This window comes from Actinosynnema sp. NPDC020468, from assembly GCF_040642015.1.
Taxonomy (GTDB): Bacteria; Actinomycetota; Actinomycetes; order Mycobacteriales; family Pseudonocardiaceae; genus Actinosynnema.
The window spans coordinates 17353-31864 of record NZ_JBFAEO010000054.1; the positions used below are offsets into that span (position 1 = coordinate 17353).

General features: G+C 72.2%; 15 protein-coding genes and 2 riboswitches. Of the genes, 12 read left to right on the forward strand and 3 right to left on the reverse strand.

From position 1 onward, the window contains the following. Positions 1–21: 21 nt before the first annotated feature. Entirely contained in the window at positions 22–477 is a 456-nt protein-coding gene (locus AB0G50_RS29980; protein WP_360115154.1) for a GNAT family N-acetyltransferase, read from the reverse strand. Between the two features lie 105 nt (positions 478–582). On the opposite strand from AB0G50_RS29980, the gene AB0G50_RS29985 reads away from it, so the two are divergent. From AB0G50_RS29985 to AB0G50_RS30025, 9 genes are all read left to right on the forward strand, one after another. Beyond that, positions 583–1725 (forward strand): acyl-CoA dehydrogenase family protein, encoded by a 1143-nt coding sequence (locus AB0G50_RS29985; RefSeq protein WP_360115157.1) that lies wholly within the window; start codon positions 583–585, stop codon positions 1723–1725. Beyond that, entirely contained in the window at positions 1726–2850 is a 1125-nt protein-coding gene (locus AB0G50_RS29990) for a CaiB/BaiF CoA-transferase family protein (protein WP_360115160.1), read from the forward strand. Between the two features lie 911 nt (positions 2851–3761). After that, positions 3762–3923 (forward strand): hypothetical protein, encoded by a 162-nt coding sequence (locus AB0G50_RS29995; protein ID WP_360115163.1) that lies wholly within the window; start codon positions 3762–3764, stop codon positions 3921–3923. Positions 3924–4103: 180 nt separating this feature from the next. After that, complete coding sequence (locus AB0G50_RS30000) at positions 4104–4589, forward strand: helix-turn-helix transcriptional regulator (RefSeq protein WP_360115166.1); 486 nt, start codon at positions 4104–4106, stop codon at positions 4587–4589. Between the two features lie 186 nt (positions 4590–4775). Continuing rightward, positions 4776–5144, forward strand: coding sequence for a hypothetical protein (locus AB0G50_RS30005; RefSeq protein WP_360115169.1), 369 nt, complete (start codon positions 4776–4778; stop codon positions 5142–5144). A gap of 15 nt (positions 5145–5159) precedes the next feature. Then, the gene (locus AB0G50_RS30010) at positions 5160–5462 is read left to right on the forward strand and encodes a DUF3817 domain-containing protein (protein ID WP_360115172.1); all 303 of its coding nucleotides are present in this window, start codon (positions 5160–5162) and stop codon (positions 5460–5462) included. 63 nt (positions 5463–5525) lie between these two features. After that, positions 5526–5618, forward strand: a riboswitch (glycine riboswitch). Continuing rightward, a riboswitch (glycine riboswitch) is annotated at positions 5619–5713 on the forward strand. A gap of 104 nt (positions 5714–5817) precedes the next feature. Beyond that, the gene (gene gcvT, locus AB0G50_RS30015; protein WP_360115175.1) at positions 5818–6912 is read left to right on the forward strand and encodes a glycine cleavage system aminomethyltransferase GcvT; all 1095 of its coding nucleotides are present in this window, start codon (positions 5818–5820) and stop codon (positions 6910–6912) included. Positions 6913–6925: 13 nt separating this feature from the next. Then, positions 6926–8191, forward strand: a complete 1266-nt coding sequence (glyA, locus tag AB0G50_RS30020) for a serine hydroxymethyltransferase (RefSeq protein WP_360115178.1) — start codon at positions 6926–6928, stop codon at positions 8189–8191. A 158-nt stretch (positions 8192–8349) separates the two neighbouring features. Beyond that, positions 8350–8955: a malonic semialdehyde reductase gene (locus tag AB0G50_RS30025; protein WP_360115181.1), complete on the forward strand. Its 606-nt coding sequence runs from the start codon at positions 8350–8352 to the stop codon at positions 8953–8955. A 75-nt stretch (positions 8956–9030) separates the two neighbouring features. Here the strand turns inward: AB0G50_RS30025 and AB0G50_RS30030 are convergent, their stop codons facing one another. Next, positions 9031–9678: a hypothetical protein gene (locus AB0G50_RS30030; RefSeq protein WP_360115184.1), complete on the reverse strand. Its 648-nt coding sequence runs from the start codon at positions 9676–9678 to the stop codon at positions 9031–9033. A 139-nt stretch (positions 9679–9817) separates the two neighbouring features. Between AB0G50_RS30030 and AB0G50_RS30035 the strand changes: the two genes are divergently transcribed. Then, entirely contained in the window at positions 9818–11089 is a 1272-nt protein-coding gene (locus tag AB0G50_RS30035; RefSeq protein WP_360115187.1) for a cyclopropane-fatty-acyl-phospholipid synthase family protein, read from the forward strand. Then, the gene (locus AB0G50_RS30040; RefSeq protein ID WP_360115190.1) at positions 11086–11862 is read left to right on the forward strand and encodes a DUF1295 domain-containing protein; all 777 of its coding nucleotides are present in this window, start codon (positions 11086–11088) and stop codon (positions 11860–11862) included. Before AB0G50_RS30035 ends, AB0G50_RS30040 begins: the two co-directional genes overlap by 4 nt. Here AB0G50_RS30040 and AB0G50_RS30045 read toward each other — a convergent pair. After that, the gene (locus AB0G50_RS30045; protein WP_360115193.1) at positions 11846–12280 is read right to left on the reverse strand and encodes a hypothetical protein; all 435 of its coding nucleotides are present in this window, start codon (positions 12278–12280) and stop codon (positions 11846–11848) included. The genes AB0G50_RS30040 and AB0G50_RS30045 overlap by 17 nt on opposite strands. 152 nt (positions 12281–12432) lie before the next feature. Here AB0G50_RS30045 and AB0G50_RS30050 point away from each other — a divergent pair, with 152 nt between their 5' ends. Continuing rightward, positions 12433–14487: a prolyl oligopeptidase family serine peptidase gene (locus tag AB0G50_RS30050; RefSeq protein WP_360115196.1), complete on the forward strand. Its 2055-nt coding sequence runs from the start codon at positions 12433–12435 to the stop codon at positions 14485–14487. Positions 14488–14512 lie beyond the last annotated feature (25 nt).

Consider the following 14512-nt stretch of genomic DNA (forward strand, 5'->3'; position numbering starts at 1 on the left):
CCCATGACCGCCCGAAGTGACTTATCCGCTCAACCGCCAGGTCAGCACCTCGCCCTCGCCGGTGAACCCGAGCCGCGCGTAGAGCCGCCGCGCGCCCGGGTTCTCACCCAGCACGCGCAACCGCACGAGCGGCCGGCCGTGCTCGCGCGCCCACGCCAGCACGTCGGCCATCAGCGCCTCGCCCACGCCGCGGCGGCGGAACCCCGGTTTCACCCAGAGGGAGTAGACGTAGAGCACTTCGGGGTGCTCCTCCTGGGGCATGCCCGCCACCAGGCCGATCGGATCCGGGTGCCCCGGTTCGACCGCCACCACCTTCACGCCGGCGTCCGGGCCGAGCAGCCGCCGCCACTCGGCCTCGCCGTACTGCTCCTCGACGGCCAGTTTCGCCGGTGACCCCGCCGGGTCGGCGGCCAGCGCGGTCAACCGGACGTCGCGCCACACCGCCCAGTCCGACGGGGAGAGCCTGCGGATGTCCATGACCGGAGTGTCGCGCACACCCCTGACAATCGCGCTCACGAATACCGCCGGTTCTGACCCACCGCGTCATGGCGGGCCGGACCGGGCGGTGGGACCGTCGACCGCATGCCAACGCGCCGATCACCGTGGATGACCGACGACCTCGACCAGCTCCGCTCGCTGGCCAGGACCTTCCTCGAGAAGGAGGCCGCGCCGAACCAGGAGCGCTGGGCCGCGCAGAAGCAGGTCGACCGGGAGTTCTGGACCAAGGCGGGCGGGCTGGGGCTGCTGTGCCTGTCCGTTCCCGAGGAGTACGGCGGCGGTGGCGGCACGTTCGCGCACGAGGCCGTGCTGCTGGAGGAGCAGGCGCGGGTCGGCGACAGCTCGTGGGGCAACAGCGTGCACAGCGGGATCGTGGCGCACTACATCCTCGGCTACGGCTCCGAGGAGCAGAAGCGGCGCTGGCTGCCGAAGCTCGCGTCGGGCGAGTTCGTCGGCGCGATCGCGATGTCCGAGCCCGGCGGCGGGTCGGACCTCCAGAACATCCGGACCAAGGCGCTGCGCGCCGGCGACGAGTACGTGATCAGCGGCTCGAAGACGTTCATCACCAACGGCGCGCAGGCCGACCTGGTGATCGTGGTCGCCAAGACCGACCCCGGCCAGGGCGCCACGGGCATCTCGCTGCTGGTCGTGGAAACCACCGCGCCCGGCTTCCGGCGCGGCCGGGTGCTGGACAAGATCGGGCTGAAGGGGCAGGACACCGCCGAGCTGTTCTTCGACGACGTGCGGGTGCCCGCGTCGAACCTGCTCGGCGCCGAAGGGCAGGGCTTCGTCCAGCTGATGGAGCAGTTGCCCCAGGAGCGGCTGCTCATCGCGGTGGCGTCGGTCGCGGGCATCGAGGCGGCGGTGGACCTGACGCTCGACTACGTCAAGGACCGCACCGCGTTCGGCCGGGAGCTGATCAAGTTCCAGAACACCCGGTTCACGCTGGCCGAGTGCGCGACCGAGGCGCGGGTGACGCGGGCGTTCGTGGACGAGTGCGTGCAGTCGCACCTGGAGGGGCGGCTGGACGTGCCGACGGCGGCGATGGCGAAGTGGTGGGCCTCGGAGCGGCTGTGCCGGGTCGTGGACGAGTGCGTGCAGCTGTTCGGCGGCTACGGGTACATGACCGAGTACCCGATCGCGCGGGCGTGGGCGGACGCGCGCGTGCAGAAGATCTACGGCGGGACGAACGAGATCATGAAGGAAATCATCGCGAGGTCGCTCTAAATGGGCCCCCTCGAAGGGCTCCGGGTGGTCGAACTGGCGGGCCTCGCCCCCGCGCCGTTCGGCTGCATGGTGCTGGCCGACCTCGGCGCGTCGGTGGTGCGGGTGGACCGCGTGCGCGGCGGGTCGGCCGTGCCGGGCGACCTGCTCGGCCGCGGCCGCCGGTCGGTCGGCGTCGACCTGCGTCGTCCGGAGGGCGCCGAGGTGGTGCTCCGGCTGGTCGAGTCGGCGGACGTGCTGGTCGAGGGCTTCCGCCCGGGCGTCACCGAACGCCTCGGCCTCGGGCCGGCGCGGTGCCTGGCGCGCAACCCCGGCCTGATCTACGGCCGGATGACGGGGTGGGGCCAGACGGGCCCGCTCGCGTCGGCGGCCGGGCACGACATCGACTACATCGCGGTCGCGGGCGCGCTGGAGCCCATCGGGCGGGCGGGCGCGCCGCCCACCGTGCCGCTGAACCTGCTCGGCGACTTCGGCGGCGGCGGTCTGCTGCTCGCGATGGGCGTGCTGGCCGCCCTGTACGAGCGGTCGCGCTCGGGCCGGGGCCAGGTCGTGGACGCGGCGATGGTGGACGGCGCGGCGCTGCTGACCACGTTCGTGCACAGCATGGCGTCGTCCGGCGCGTGGCCGGGCGGCCGCGGCGGGAACCTGCTCGACGGCGGCGCCCCGTTCTACGACGTGTACGAGGCGTCGGACGGCGGTTTCGTCGCGATCGGCGCCCTGGAGGAGAAGTTCTACGCGGACCTGGTCGCCCTGCTGGACCTGCCGCCCGACCTCCCGGACCGCAACGACCCGAGCACCTGGCCCCACCTCCGCACCCTGATCGCCGCCGCCGTGGCCACCCGCCCGCGCGACGAGTGGGCCGCCCTGGCCGCCGGCCGCGACGCCTGCCTCGCCCCCGTGCTGACCCCGCGGGAAGCACCGTCCCACCCCCACAACCAGGCGAGGTCGACCTTCGTGGACATCGCCGGCATCCCCCAACCCGCACCGGCACCCCGCTTCGCCCGCACCCCGGCCGCGGTGCCCGCCCCGCCGCCGAGGCAGGGCGAGCACACCGCGGAGGTCCTGGCGGAGGCCGGCTACGCGGAGGCCGAGGTCGACGCGCTTCGTGCCGCGGGCGTGGTGGCCTGACACCGGGACGCCGAGGGTTGGCCGGTCGTCCGACCTGACGCCTCCGGTCGGGTCGCGGCCGCCGGGGCCTCCCGCCCGGGGAAGGCGCCGTGCGGGCGGGGGGTTCGGGCTGCTCGCCGGCCGCTCCGGACCCGGGTCGCGCACGCTCGCGGTCGCCTGTGGTGACGGTGCCCCGGGTGCCGCGCTACGCCGGTGGTCGGCCTCGTGGGTCGGCGCGCCGCGGCGGGGTGGTCTGGACTGCGGGGGCGGTGTGCCGGGCCCGCGCGCGGTGGTCGCGTGTCCACGCTGGTCCGGCGGGTGGCGGTGGGGCGGAATCCGGGGTCGGGTGTCCGGAAGGCGGCGGTTGTCGCGTTCCGCCGGGAAAATCCGAGGCCGATTCGGTTCCGGGCCGTCGGGACGGGGTGGGGCGCGGGCTCCGGCGGGTGGGGCCGCCCACTCGATCGGGACCACTCGTTCGGGAGGCCGGGTGCCCCGAGCCGGGGACCGCACCCCGGCGGAAAAAGGGATTGGTCTGGTGAGGATTGGTCTGAAAAAGGGCGCAACAAAGCGGTGAAGGTGTCGCCTGAAATGGTGTCGGCCTTCATTGACCACGGTCACGCGGTGTGGTGGGTGCCGCGCAACTGGGTGACAGGGCCTGGAGAGAAGACGGTGGTGCGGCACCTCGGGGTTCGTGCGGGGAGGTGAGCGATGTGCTCGTACCCACAGCATCGACGGACGGCGGCCTGTTCTTGATCGTCCGTTCGGGTGACGCCGGCGCTCGCTCGGCGTGGCAGCGTGCTCCGACATGCGGCCGGACGTGGGATGTCGGCGGTTCGAGGGTTGTCATCCGGGTGAATGGGGGACCATGGCGGGTGACGAGGCACGCCTCGACGCGCCCAACCGGCACCTGTCAACGGACGGAGAGGCATTCAGTGAACCTCAAGAAGGTGGTGACGCTGGCGGTCGTCGCGCTGGTGTTGTTCTTCCTGATCACCCAGCCCGACCAGTCCGCCCAGGCGGTCAAGGCGGCCCTCGGCGGGCTGCGGGACGGCGCCGAGTCCATCCTGACGTTCGTCCGCAGCCTCTTCGCATAGGTGTTCGACGGCCGGGGTCACCCACGGTGGTCGGGGGCCGCCGGCGTTGCACCGTATGGGTGGAATGAGGGCTATAACGCCCTGGTAACAGGGTTTTGGCCGAACAAGGGTCTAGCGGTTGTCGGTACCCGCTAATACGGTGCGCTGCATTGGCTGATCTTCGACCGACGAGGAGGCAGAATGGTCGAGGACTCCGGAGTCGACGAGCTGCTGCGGCAGTGGGCGGCTGAGCGCTCGGACGACGCCGAGCTGCAAGAGGTGAACCGGATCAAGGACGCGTGGCTCGCCGAGGCCCCGCCGTCACCGGGGATCCCCGTGCAGCGGGCGACCGGCGGCAACCGCGGGGTGATGCGGGTCGAATCCGCGGACCCGGCGTACGTCGTGGCGATGAGGAAGCGGGCACCCGAGGTGCCCGAGGTCCTCCTCGCGGCCGCCGCCAGCTACTGGCAGCTGGTGGGCGACCTGACGGAGGCGGAAGCGTGGTGGGACGCGGGCATCAGCCCGTTGGACCAGCGCGCGCTCGACTACCGGGCGGCCGGGCTGAGCCCCGCCGACCTCGGTCGACGTCTCGGACCGATGACGGTGCTCCAGCACCTGCGTCGGGGCAGTGCGGCGGCCTGGTGTGTGGCCAGGTTGCAGAGGCAACGCCGGGACGGCGTGGCCTAGCGGGAACGAGTTCGGGGACGACCCGAGGGCTCCGCCGTCAAGGGAGCCCCAGGGCCGGCAAGGGGAGTGGGCTCTTGGCGCCGCAACCGGGAGCCCCAGTCCCGAAGGGGATGCCGCGCGGATGATCGCGCGGCCGTCCTGACGCGGGTGGTCGGGTGCTCGACCCCGCGAAGTACGATCGAGGGCATGGGCAGCGCCGTCGTCACCCCCAAGCGGGTCGGTATCGCGGTCGTGTGCCTGCTCTCGCTGGCCGTCTGCTGCGGCCTCGCCTACTGGCAGTGGGAGCGCTTCTCCGAGGCCGGCGGCACGTTCCAGAACCTCGGCTACGTCTTCCAGTGGCCCCTCTTCGGCCTCTTCCCGGCCTTCATGGTGTGGCGCATCCGCCGGTTGGACGCCCGGAACAAGGCCCGCATCGCCCAGGAGCCGGTGGCCGAGCCCGTGACCCCGCCCGTTACCGTGGCACCCGTCGGATCACCCGCGCACGACGACGAGGACGACGAGCACGCGGCCTACAACCGCTTCCTCGCGGCACTCCACGCGCGGGACACGCGGTGAGGTGAAGGTAGGGCGATGAGCGGTGCGCTGAGCCGGTTCAGGTTCATGGCTTACGTGGTGGGTGTCGGCCTGCTGGTGCTCGTGGCCGCGATGTTCGTCAAGTACCTCGGCGGCAACTCCGGGATGATGGCCGTCGTCGGTCCGGTGCACGGCTTCCTCTACGCCGTCTACCTGGTGCTGACCGTCGACCTGGCGCTCAAGTCCCGCTGGTCGATCAAGGGCACGGCCCTGGTCCTGCTGGCCGGCACGATTCCGTTCGTGTCCTTCTACGCCGAGCGCAAGGTCGTGGAGAGCGTCCGCGCCGACCGCGCGCTGTGAGCCGCCGGTTGACCGCCGACCCCGGCACGCCTAGCGTCTGGGCCACCAACTGAACACGGCCGTCGATGTCGCGCGGGAGAGTCCCCTGGAGAGCAGGGGCGCCGAAGGAGCAACTCCTCCCCGGAATCTCTCAGGCACAGCTACCGCCCGACGAAGGCAACTCTGGAAAGCAGGCGCAAGCCTCGCCCACGGTGCAAGCCGCTGCCCGAACGCAGCGGCGAAGCTCTCAGGCTCATGACAGAGGGGGAGGCTCGCTCTCGACGAGGAGTCTCCGATGGACCGTGTCATCCTTCGTACCGGCAGACCGGCCGCACAGGTCGGTCGCACTGCCGTGCGCCCACCAGGGAGGAACCCCGTGGAAAGCCGTCGGACGCCCTTGCACGCCGAGCACGAGGCGCTGGGCGCCCAGTTCACCGACTTCGCGGGCTGGCGGATGCCCCTGCGCTACGAGAGCGAACTGGCCGAGCACCACGCGGTCCGCACCTCGGCGGGCCTGTTCGACCTGACCCACATGGGTGAGATCGTGCTCACCGGCCCCGAGGCGGGCAAGGCGCTGGACTACGCGTTGGTGGGCCACTCGTCCGCGATCGGCGTCGGCCGCGCCCGCTACACCATGATCTGCGAGGCCGACGGCGGCGTGGTGGACGACCTGATCGTCTACCGGCTGGGCGACCAGGAGTTCCTGGTCGTCGCGAACGCCTCCAACGCCGCCGTGGTGCACGAGGCGATCGTGGCGCGGGCGCAGGGCTTCGACACCGAGGTCGCCGACCGCTCGGCGGACTACGCGCTGCTCGCGGTGCAGGGCCCGGCGTCGCTCGCGATCCTGGAGGGCCTCACGCCGACCGACCTCGGCACGGTCAAGTACTACGCGTCGTACCGGTCGCAGGTCGCGGGCCGCCCGGTGCTGCTGGCGCGCACGGGCTACACCGGCGAGGACGGCTTCGAGCTGTTCACCGCGCCCGCCGACGCGCCGCACGTGTGGCGCGCGCTGCTGGAGGCGGGCGCCGCGCACGACCTGAGGCCGGCGGGCCTCGGCTGCCGCGACACGCTGCGCCTGGAGGCCGGCATGCCGCTGTACGGCAACGAACTCGGCCTCGACCGCACCCCCTTCCACGCCAACCTCGGTCGCGTGGTGAAGTTCGACAAGCCGGGCGACTTCGTCGGCCGGGAAGCGCTGGAGAAGCTCGGCGACGTCGACACCACCCTGGTCGGCCTCACGACCACCTCCCGGCGCGCGCCGCGGCACGGCTACCCCGTGCTCGACGCGGAGGGCACGCCCATCGGCGAGATCACCAGCGGCGCGCTGTCGCCCACGCTGGGCTACTCGGTCGCGATGGCGTACGTCACCAAGGCGAACGCCCAGCCCGGCACGCAGTTGTCCGTCGACGTCCGTGGCAGGCGCGAACCGGTCGAGGTCGTCGCACTGCCGTTCTACAAGCGCAACTCTTAAGGGAGCCTGGACCATGTCGGAGCACTTCAACACCTCCCTCGCGGAGTTCGACCCGGAGGTCGCGCAGGCGGTGGCCGCCGAGCTGGGCCGGCAGCAGAGCACGTTGGAGATGATCGCCTCGGAGAACTTCACCCCGGTGTCGGTGCTCGAGGCGCAGGGCTCGGTGCTCACCAACAAGTACGCCGAGGGGTACCCGGGTCGTCGCTACTACGGCGGCTGCGAGCACGTCGACGTGATCGAGCGGCTGGCGATCGAGCGGGTCAAGGCGCTGTTCGGCGCCGGTTTCGCCAACGTGCAGCCGCACTCGGGCGCGCAGGCCAACGCGTCCGCCATGTTCGCGCTGCTCCAGCCCGGCGACACGATCCTCGGCCTGGACCTCGCGCACGGCGGCCACCTGACGCACGGCATGCGGATCAACTTCTCCGGCAAGCTGTACAACGTCGTGCCGTACCACGTGTCCGATGTGGACGGTCTGGTGGACCTGGCCGAGGTCGAGGCGCTGGCGCAGGAGCACCGGCCGAAGCTGATCGTGGCGGGCTGGTCGGCCTACCCGCGGCAGCTGGACTTCGCCGAGTTCCGCCGGATCGCCGACTCGGTGGGCGCGTACCTGATGGTGGACATGGCGCACTTCGCCGGCCTGGTGGCGGCGGGGCTGCACCCGAGCCCGGTGCCGCACGCGCACGTCACGACGACGACGACGCACAAGACGCTCGGCGGCCCGCGCGGCGGCGTGATCCTGACCAACGAGGCCGACCTCGCCAAGAAGATCAACTCGGCGGTGTTCCCCGGCCAGCAGGGCGGTCCGCTGGAGCACGTGATCGCGGGCAAGGCGGTGGCGTTCAAGCACGCCGCGTCGCCCGAGTTCGCCGACCGCCAGCGCCGGACCCTCGAAGGCGCGCGGATCCTGGCCGACCGACTGTCCCGTGAGGACACCGCGGCGGCGGGTGTGAAGGTGCTCACGGGCGGTACGGACGTGCACCTCGTGCTGGTCGACCTGGTCGGGTCCGAGCTGGACGGCAAGCAGGCCGAGGACCGGCTGCACGAGGTGGGGATCACGGTCAACCGCAACGCGGTGCCGAACGACCCGCGTCCGCCGATGGTCACCTCCGGCCTGCGGATCGGCACGCCGGCGCTGGCCACCCGCGGGTTCGGCGCCGAGGACTTCACCGAGGTGGCGGACGTCATCGCGAGCGCGCTGCTGCCGTCGGCCGACCTGGCCGAACTGCGGTCGCGGGTCGAGGTGCTGGCCGCGAAGCACCCGCTGTACCCGTCGCTGTGATCCGGTCGCCGCGATCCGGGCACTGTGGTCCCGGCGCGGTGGGCGGGGCGCCGTGAGTCGGGCGCTGTGACGATCGCAACTCGCCGAAATAGTTGAGAGTTCATCTAGGTTGGTCCCGTACGCATCCCCCGCGTACGGGACGACCGAAAGAAGGAACGATGACCTCGACGCTCGACAACCTGGCCCTCTCCCCCGAGGCCCAGGACCTGCTGTTCCGCGAGGCCCGCACGGCGAACGCCTTCACCGCCGACCCGGTGACCGACGAGGAGCTGCGCGAGGTCTACGAGCTGATCAAGTGGGGCCCGACCAGCATGAACAACCAGCCCCTCCGGGTGGTGTTCGTGCGGTCCGACGAGGCGAAGGCCCGGCTGCTGCCGCACATGGGCGAGGGCAACCGCGCCAAGACCGGCACCGCGCCCGTCGTCGCGATCCTGGCCGCGGACACCGACTTCCACGAGCACTTCGCGAAGACGTTCCCGCACTTCCCGGGCGCCAAGGACGCGTTCGCCGACGACACCCGCCGCACCGAGGCCGCGAAGCTGAACGCGCTGCTCCAGGCCGGCTACTTCATCGTGGGCGTGCGCGCGGCGGGCCTCGCGGCCGGCCCGATGACCGGCTTCGACGCCGAGGGCGTCCGCCAGGAGTTCTTCGCCGGCACCGAGCAGCTGCCGCTGGTGGTCGTCAACATCGGCCACCCCGACCACTCGGCGACGTTCCCGCGCAACCCGCGCCTGGACTTCGAAGAGGCCGTCAGGGTCCTCTGAGTCGAGTCACGTGATCCCCGGCCGACTTTCCCGGCCGGGGATCACGGCTTTTCCTGGTGGCTTTTTCCGGGTGGCTCAAGCGGCCGGAGGGGCTGTGACGCCCGCGGGCAGGCACTGGACGTTGCGCTTGCCGTCGGGCTGGATCACGAACCACGTGCCGCCGACGCCCTGGCCCTTCCACTTGCCCGGGCCGTCGTCCTTCGAGTACGTGTACACCGGCCAGCCCGCGATGGTGACCTGCTCGGAGCCGTCGGCCCGCTTCACCGTCGACACGATCGCGGCGTCCACGCCCTCGATCCGCGGCTTGCCGGTCACCAGCAGCGGCGGCCAGGTCTCCGCGCACTTGGCCTCGCAGTTGGACTTCGCCGGGTTCGGCGTGTCCTTGTCGAACCGGTAGAGCGTGCGGCCGTCGCCGTCCTGCACGACGTCGCCCATCTTGGGGACGCTGGTGCCCACGACCGCGATCGCCGGGTCCTGCGCGGGTGCGGCCTGTGCCTGCGGCGGCTCGGTCGTGGTGGTCGGCTCCTCGCTGGTGGGTGGCGCCAACGGCGCGTCCGTGCCGTAGTCCTCCGGCGCGGCCTGCGCCTGGAGGGGTTGCGCCTGACCGGTTTGGGCGACGTTCCGGTTGTCCACACCGGAGGCGTTCGAGGTGTACACGACCAGTGCGAGCACAGCCGCCAGGCCGCCCGCGACGGCGATGGCGATGCGGTTTCGTCGGATCACACTCACTCCTCACTCGGTCCAATTCGCTCCACCGCTGACTACGGGCACGTCCGGGGCCGGGTTCACCCGGTCGACGGAGTGCGAACCAAGTCAGGGGTTCGCCCGAACGTCGATCAGCAGAGGTTTCGAGGAGGATTCCGTGGTGGTCGCAACCGCCGGCGTGGCCGGTCAACTCGCCTCAGTGGTCGAACGCGTGCTGGGCGCCCGGCTGCCGATCGGCCTGCGCGCGTGGGACGGCAGCACCGCAGGCCCGCAGGACGGACCGGTCGCCGTGATCCGGTCGAGGAGGGCGCTGCGCAGGCTGCTGTGGAACCCCGACGAGCTGGGTCTCTCGCGCGCGTACGTCGCGGGCGAGCTGGACGTCGAGGGTGACCTGACCGAGGGGTTGAGGAAGTTCTGGGAACTGGCGCGCGGTGGCGCGCTGCGCAAGCCGAAGGCCGTCGACGTGCTCGGCGCGCTGGGCGTCGCGCTCAAGCTCGGCGCGATCGGACCGCGCCCCGCCGCGCCCGGCGAGGAGGCCCGGCTGTCCGGCCGGCTGCACACCCGCGACCGGGACCGGGACGCCATCTCGCACCACTACGACCTGAGCAACGCGTTCTACCGGCTCGTGCTCGACCCGAGCATGGCCTACTCGTGCGCGTACTACACCTCGCCCGACCTCACCGTCGAGCAGGCGCAGCACGCGAAGCTGGACCTGGTGTGCCGCAAGCTCGGCCTGCGCCCGGGGATGCGGCTGCTGGACGTGGGCTGCGGCTGGGGCTCGATGATCGTCCACGCGGCCAAGCACTTCGGCGTGCGGGCGACCGGCGTGACGATCTCCGCGCAGCAGCGGCAGCACATCCTCGGCCGGATCGCCGAGGAGGGCCTGGAGGACCTGGTCGAGGTGCGGCTCCAGGACTACCGCGAGGTGGACGAGGAGCCGTTCGACGCGATCTCCACCATCGAGATGGGCGAGCACGTCGGCGAGGAGAACTACCCCGAGTACGCCTCCGCGCTGCACCGGCTGCTCAAGCCGACCGGACGGCTGCTGCTCCAGCAGATGTCCCGCGGCACGAACCAGCCGGGCGGCGGCGCGTTCATCGAGTCGTACGTGGCGCCGGACATGCACATGCGCCCGGTCAGCCGGACCACCGCGCACCTGGAGCGCGCCGGGTTCGAGATCCGCGACGTCGAGGCGCTGCGCGAGCACTACGTGTGGACGGTCCGGGCGTGGGCGGACACACTGGAGCGGCACTGGGACGAGGCCGTCGGGCTGGTCGGCGAGGGTCAGGCCAGGGTGTGGCGGCTGTACCTGGCGGGCGGCGCGTTGACGTTCGAGGAGGGGCGGATGGGCGTGGACCAGATCTTGGCCGTGCGCACGGACTCGCGTGGCGCGAGCGGGATGCCCGCGACCCGGGAGTGGGCCCGATGACCTTCGGCTGGAACGTCCTGTGGTCGGTCGTGGCGGTGCTCGCGCTGATCACCGCGCTGTTCGGCTACGCCGCGAGCCGCAAGCGCTTCGACCTGATCGACTCGGTGTGGGGCCCGGGTTTCGCGGTGATCGCGGCGCTGAGTTTCGCGCTGTCGCCGCACACCGCGCGCGGGCTCGTGGTGACCGCGCTGACGGTGGTGTGGGGCCTGCGGCTCGGGTGGCACATCCACTCCCGCAACCGCGGCAAGGAGGAGGACCGCCGCTACGTCGACATGTACCGGCGCGCCAAGGGGAACCCGCTCGCGAAGATGTACCGGGTGTACCTGCTCCAGGCCGCGATCATGCTGTTCGTGTCGCTGCCCGTGCAGTACGCGCAGTACCTCGGCGCGGCGTTCGGCGTGCTGGACGTGGTGGCGATCGCGCTGTGGGCGGTCGGGTTCGCCTTCGAGGCGGTCGGCGACCGGCAGTTGGCCGCGTTCAAGGCCGATCCGGCGAACAAGGGCGCGGTGATGGACCGCGGGTTGTGGCGCTACACCAGGCACCCCAACTACTTCGGCGACGCGACGCTGTGGTGGGGCCTGTTCCTGTTCGCCTGCGCCTCGTGGACCGGCCTGTACTTCGTGCTGAGCCCGGTGGTGATGACGTTGCTGCTCGCGAAGGGCAGCGGGAAACCGGTGCTGGAGAAGGACATCGCGTCCCGGCGGCCCGGCTACAAGGAGTACGTGGAGCGCACCAGCGGCTTCTTCCCGCTGCCTCCTAGGACTGCGAGGTGACCAGGTAGACGGTGACCTCGCCGGGGTGGTCGAGCTCCACCATGACCTTGCGCGACCCGTCGACCACCCCGGCGACCCTCGTCGCCTGGTCCGGGCGCCAGGTGCCGCTGTCCGGCAGGTCCCCGTCGGTGACCGCGCGCCGGTCGGGGGTGAGGTCGGGGAAGCCGTTGGCGGAGAGGAACTCCGGCAGTCCGTCCGCGTCGATCCGGAACCGCGCGACGGTGCGGGTGTCCAGGCCGCCCGCGAGTTCGACCCGCGCGCCCGAGAGGAACAGCGCGCCGACGGGCAGCCGGACACCGGTGTTCGCCTCGACCTCGGCCGCCGACTGGGTCTTCGTCGCGTCGGGCAGGAACCGCGGGTCCGGACCGGACGAGCAGCCCGCGACCGCCAACGCCACCAGTGCCCACATCGCGCGCATACGGCGCAGACTAATCGCCCGGGTGCCCGGGGATCCGGCGAACCGACGTGATCGGCTTGGTGGGCAAGCGTTTGCGCACGAGGGTGCGCGCCCACGCACCCGCCACGACCGCCACCCGCCCGGCCGACCTCCCGGGTCATTAGGGTGTCGGGGTGGGCAACGAGACATCCTTCCCGCGCCAACAGGCGCGCACCCAGCGGTTCACCCTCGGGGCGCCGCGCACCTTCACCGCCTCACCCGACGGCGGCGTCGTGTACTTCCTGCGCACCGCGTCGGGTCGGGCCAACGGGTTGTGGGCGTACGACACCGCGACGCGTGAGGAGAAGCTCCTGGTCGATCCCGGGACGCTGCTCACCGACCCGGAGGACCTGTCGCCGGAGGAGCGCGCCCGGCGCGAGCGCAGCCGCGAGCAGGCGGCCGGCATCGTCGGGTACGCCACCGACGCCGACGTGACGCAGGCCGTGTTCGCGCTGTCCGGGCGGCTGTTCGTGGTCGAGCTGGGCACCGGCGCGGTGCGCGAGCTGCCCGTGGCGGGCGCGGTCGCGGACCCGCGGCTGGACCCGACCGGCCGCAGGGTCGGGTACGTGGTCGGCGGCGCGCTGCACGTCGTCGACCTGGCCACCGGCGAGGACCGGGTGGTGGCCGAACCGGACGGCGCCGACGTCACGTGGGGTCTCGCCGAGTTCATCGCGGCCGAGGAGATGAGCCGGTTCCGCGGGTACTGGTTCTCCCCGGACGGCGAGCAGCTGCTGGTCGCGCGGGTGGACAACGCGCCGGTGGCGCGCTGGCACATCGCCGACCCGGCCAACCCCGGCACGCCCGCGACCGAGGTCGCCTACCCGTCGGCGGGCACGCCGAACGCCGTCGTCCAGGCCTTCGTGTTCGGCCCGGCCGGTCGGGTCGAGGTGCGGTGGGACAACGAGGCCTCGCCGTACCTGGCCTCCGCGCACTGGTCCGCGCTCGGCGCGCCGCTGCTCGAGGTCCAGTCGCGCGACCAGCGGACCGTGCGGGTGCTCGCCGTCGACCCGGCGACCGGCGGCGTCGAGGTGCTCGCGGAGGACACCGACGAGCGCTGGCTGGAGATCGTGCCCGGCGTGCCGCGGTGGCACCCGGGCGGCGCGCTGCTGCGGGTGGTGCCGCGCGGCGACACGAACGTGCTGCTGGCCGACGACCGGGCGTGGACGCCGGACGGGCTCCAGGTGCGGTCGGTGCTCGACGTGTCCGAAGTGGACGTGCTGATCACCGCGTCGGCCGAGGACTCGACCCAGGAGCACGTGTACCGGGTCACCGCGGGGTCGGTCGAACGTCTGTCCACCGAGGACGGTGTGCACACCGCGGTGCGCGGCGGCGACGCGCTGGTGCTGTCCTCGGCCGGACTCGACCACTTCGGCCGCAAGGTCACCGTCAAGGGCGGCACGATCGCCTCGCACGCGGAAACCCCCGTGCTGACGCCCCGGCCGCGGCTGCTGACCGTGGGGGAGCGGAAGCTGCGGGCGGCGCTGCTGTTCCCGACCGGGCACGTGCCGGGCACGAGGCTGCCGGTGCTGCTGGACCCGTACGGCGGTCCGCACGCGCAGCGGGTGCTGTCCGCGCGCAACGCCTACCTGGCCTCGCAGTGGTTGGCGGACCAGGGTTTCGCGGTGCTCGTGGTCGACGGCCGCGGCACGCCCGGCCGCGGTCCGGCGTGGGAGCGGGAGATCGCGTTCGACTTCGCCGGCGTCACGCTCGCCGACCAGGTCGACGCGCTGCACGCGGTGGCGGAGCAGGAGCCCGACCTCGACCTCGGTCGGGTGGCGATCCAGGGCTGGTCCTACGGCGGCTACCTCGCGGCGCTGGCCGTGCTGCGCCGGCCGGACGTGTTCCACGCGGCGGTCGCGGGCGCGCCGGTCACCGACTGGCGGCTCTACGACACCCACTACACCGAGCGGTACCTGGGCGACCCGAACGACAGGCCCGAGGTGTACGAGGCCAACTCGCTCATCACCGACGCGCCCGGGTTGCGCGGCGCGCTGATGATCGTGCACGGGCTGGCCGACGACAACGTGGTGGCCGCGCACACGCTGCGGCTCTCGAGCGCGCTGCTCGCGGCGGGCCGGCCGCACACCGTGCTGCCGCTGTCCGGCGTCACGCACATGACGCCGCAGGAGCAGGTGGCGGAGAACCTCCTGCTGCTCCAGGTGGACTTCCTGAAGAAGTCCCTGGGATAGCGCGAAGGGCCGCCCCGGTCGGTGA

Coding starts and splice junctions, on each gene's coding strand:
- AB0G50_RS30040 (WP_360115190.1), top strand. CDS start 11,086: ATGACCTTCGGCTGGAACGTCCTGTGGTCGGTCGTGGCGGTGCTCGCG.
- AB0G50_RS29990 (WP_360115160.1), top strand. CDS start 1,726: ATGGGCCCCCTCGAAGGGCTCCGGGTGGTCGAACTGGCGGGCCTCGCC.
- AB0G50_RS30010 (WP_360115172.1), top strand. CDS start 5,160: ATGAGCGGTGCGCTGAGCCGGTTCAGGTTCATGGCTTACGTGGTGGGT.
- AB0G50_RS30045 (WP_360115193.1), bottom strand. CDS start 12,280: ATGCGCGCGATGTGGGCACTGGTGGCGTTGGCGGTCGCGGGCTGCTCG.
- AB0G50_RS30005 (WP_360115169.1), top strand. CDS start 4,776: ATGGGCAGCGCCGTCGTCACCCCCAAGCGGGTCGGTATCGCGGTCGTG.
- AB0G50_RS30025 (WP_360115181.1), top strand. CDS start 8,350: ATGACCTCGACGCTCGACAACCTGGCCCTCTCCCCCGAGGCCCAGGAC.
- AB0G50_RS30000 (WP_360115166.1), top strand. CDS start 4,104: ATGGTCGAGGACTCCGGAGTCGACGAGCTGCTGCGGCAGTGGGCGGCT.
- AB0G50_RS29980 (WP_360115154.1), bottom strand. CDS start 477: ATGGACATCCGCAGGCTCTCCCCGTCGGACTGGGCGGTGTGGCGCGAC.
- glyA (WP_360115178.1), top strand. CDS start 6,926: ATGTCGGAGCACTTCAACACCTCCCTCGCGGAGTTCGACCCGGAGGTC.
- AB0G50_RS29985 (WP_360115157.1), top strand. CDS start 583: ATGCCAACGCGCCGATCACCGTGGATGACCGACGACCTCGACCAGCTC.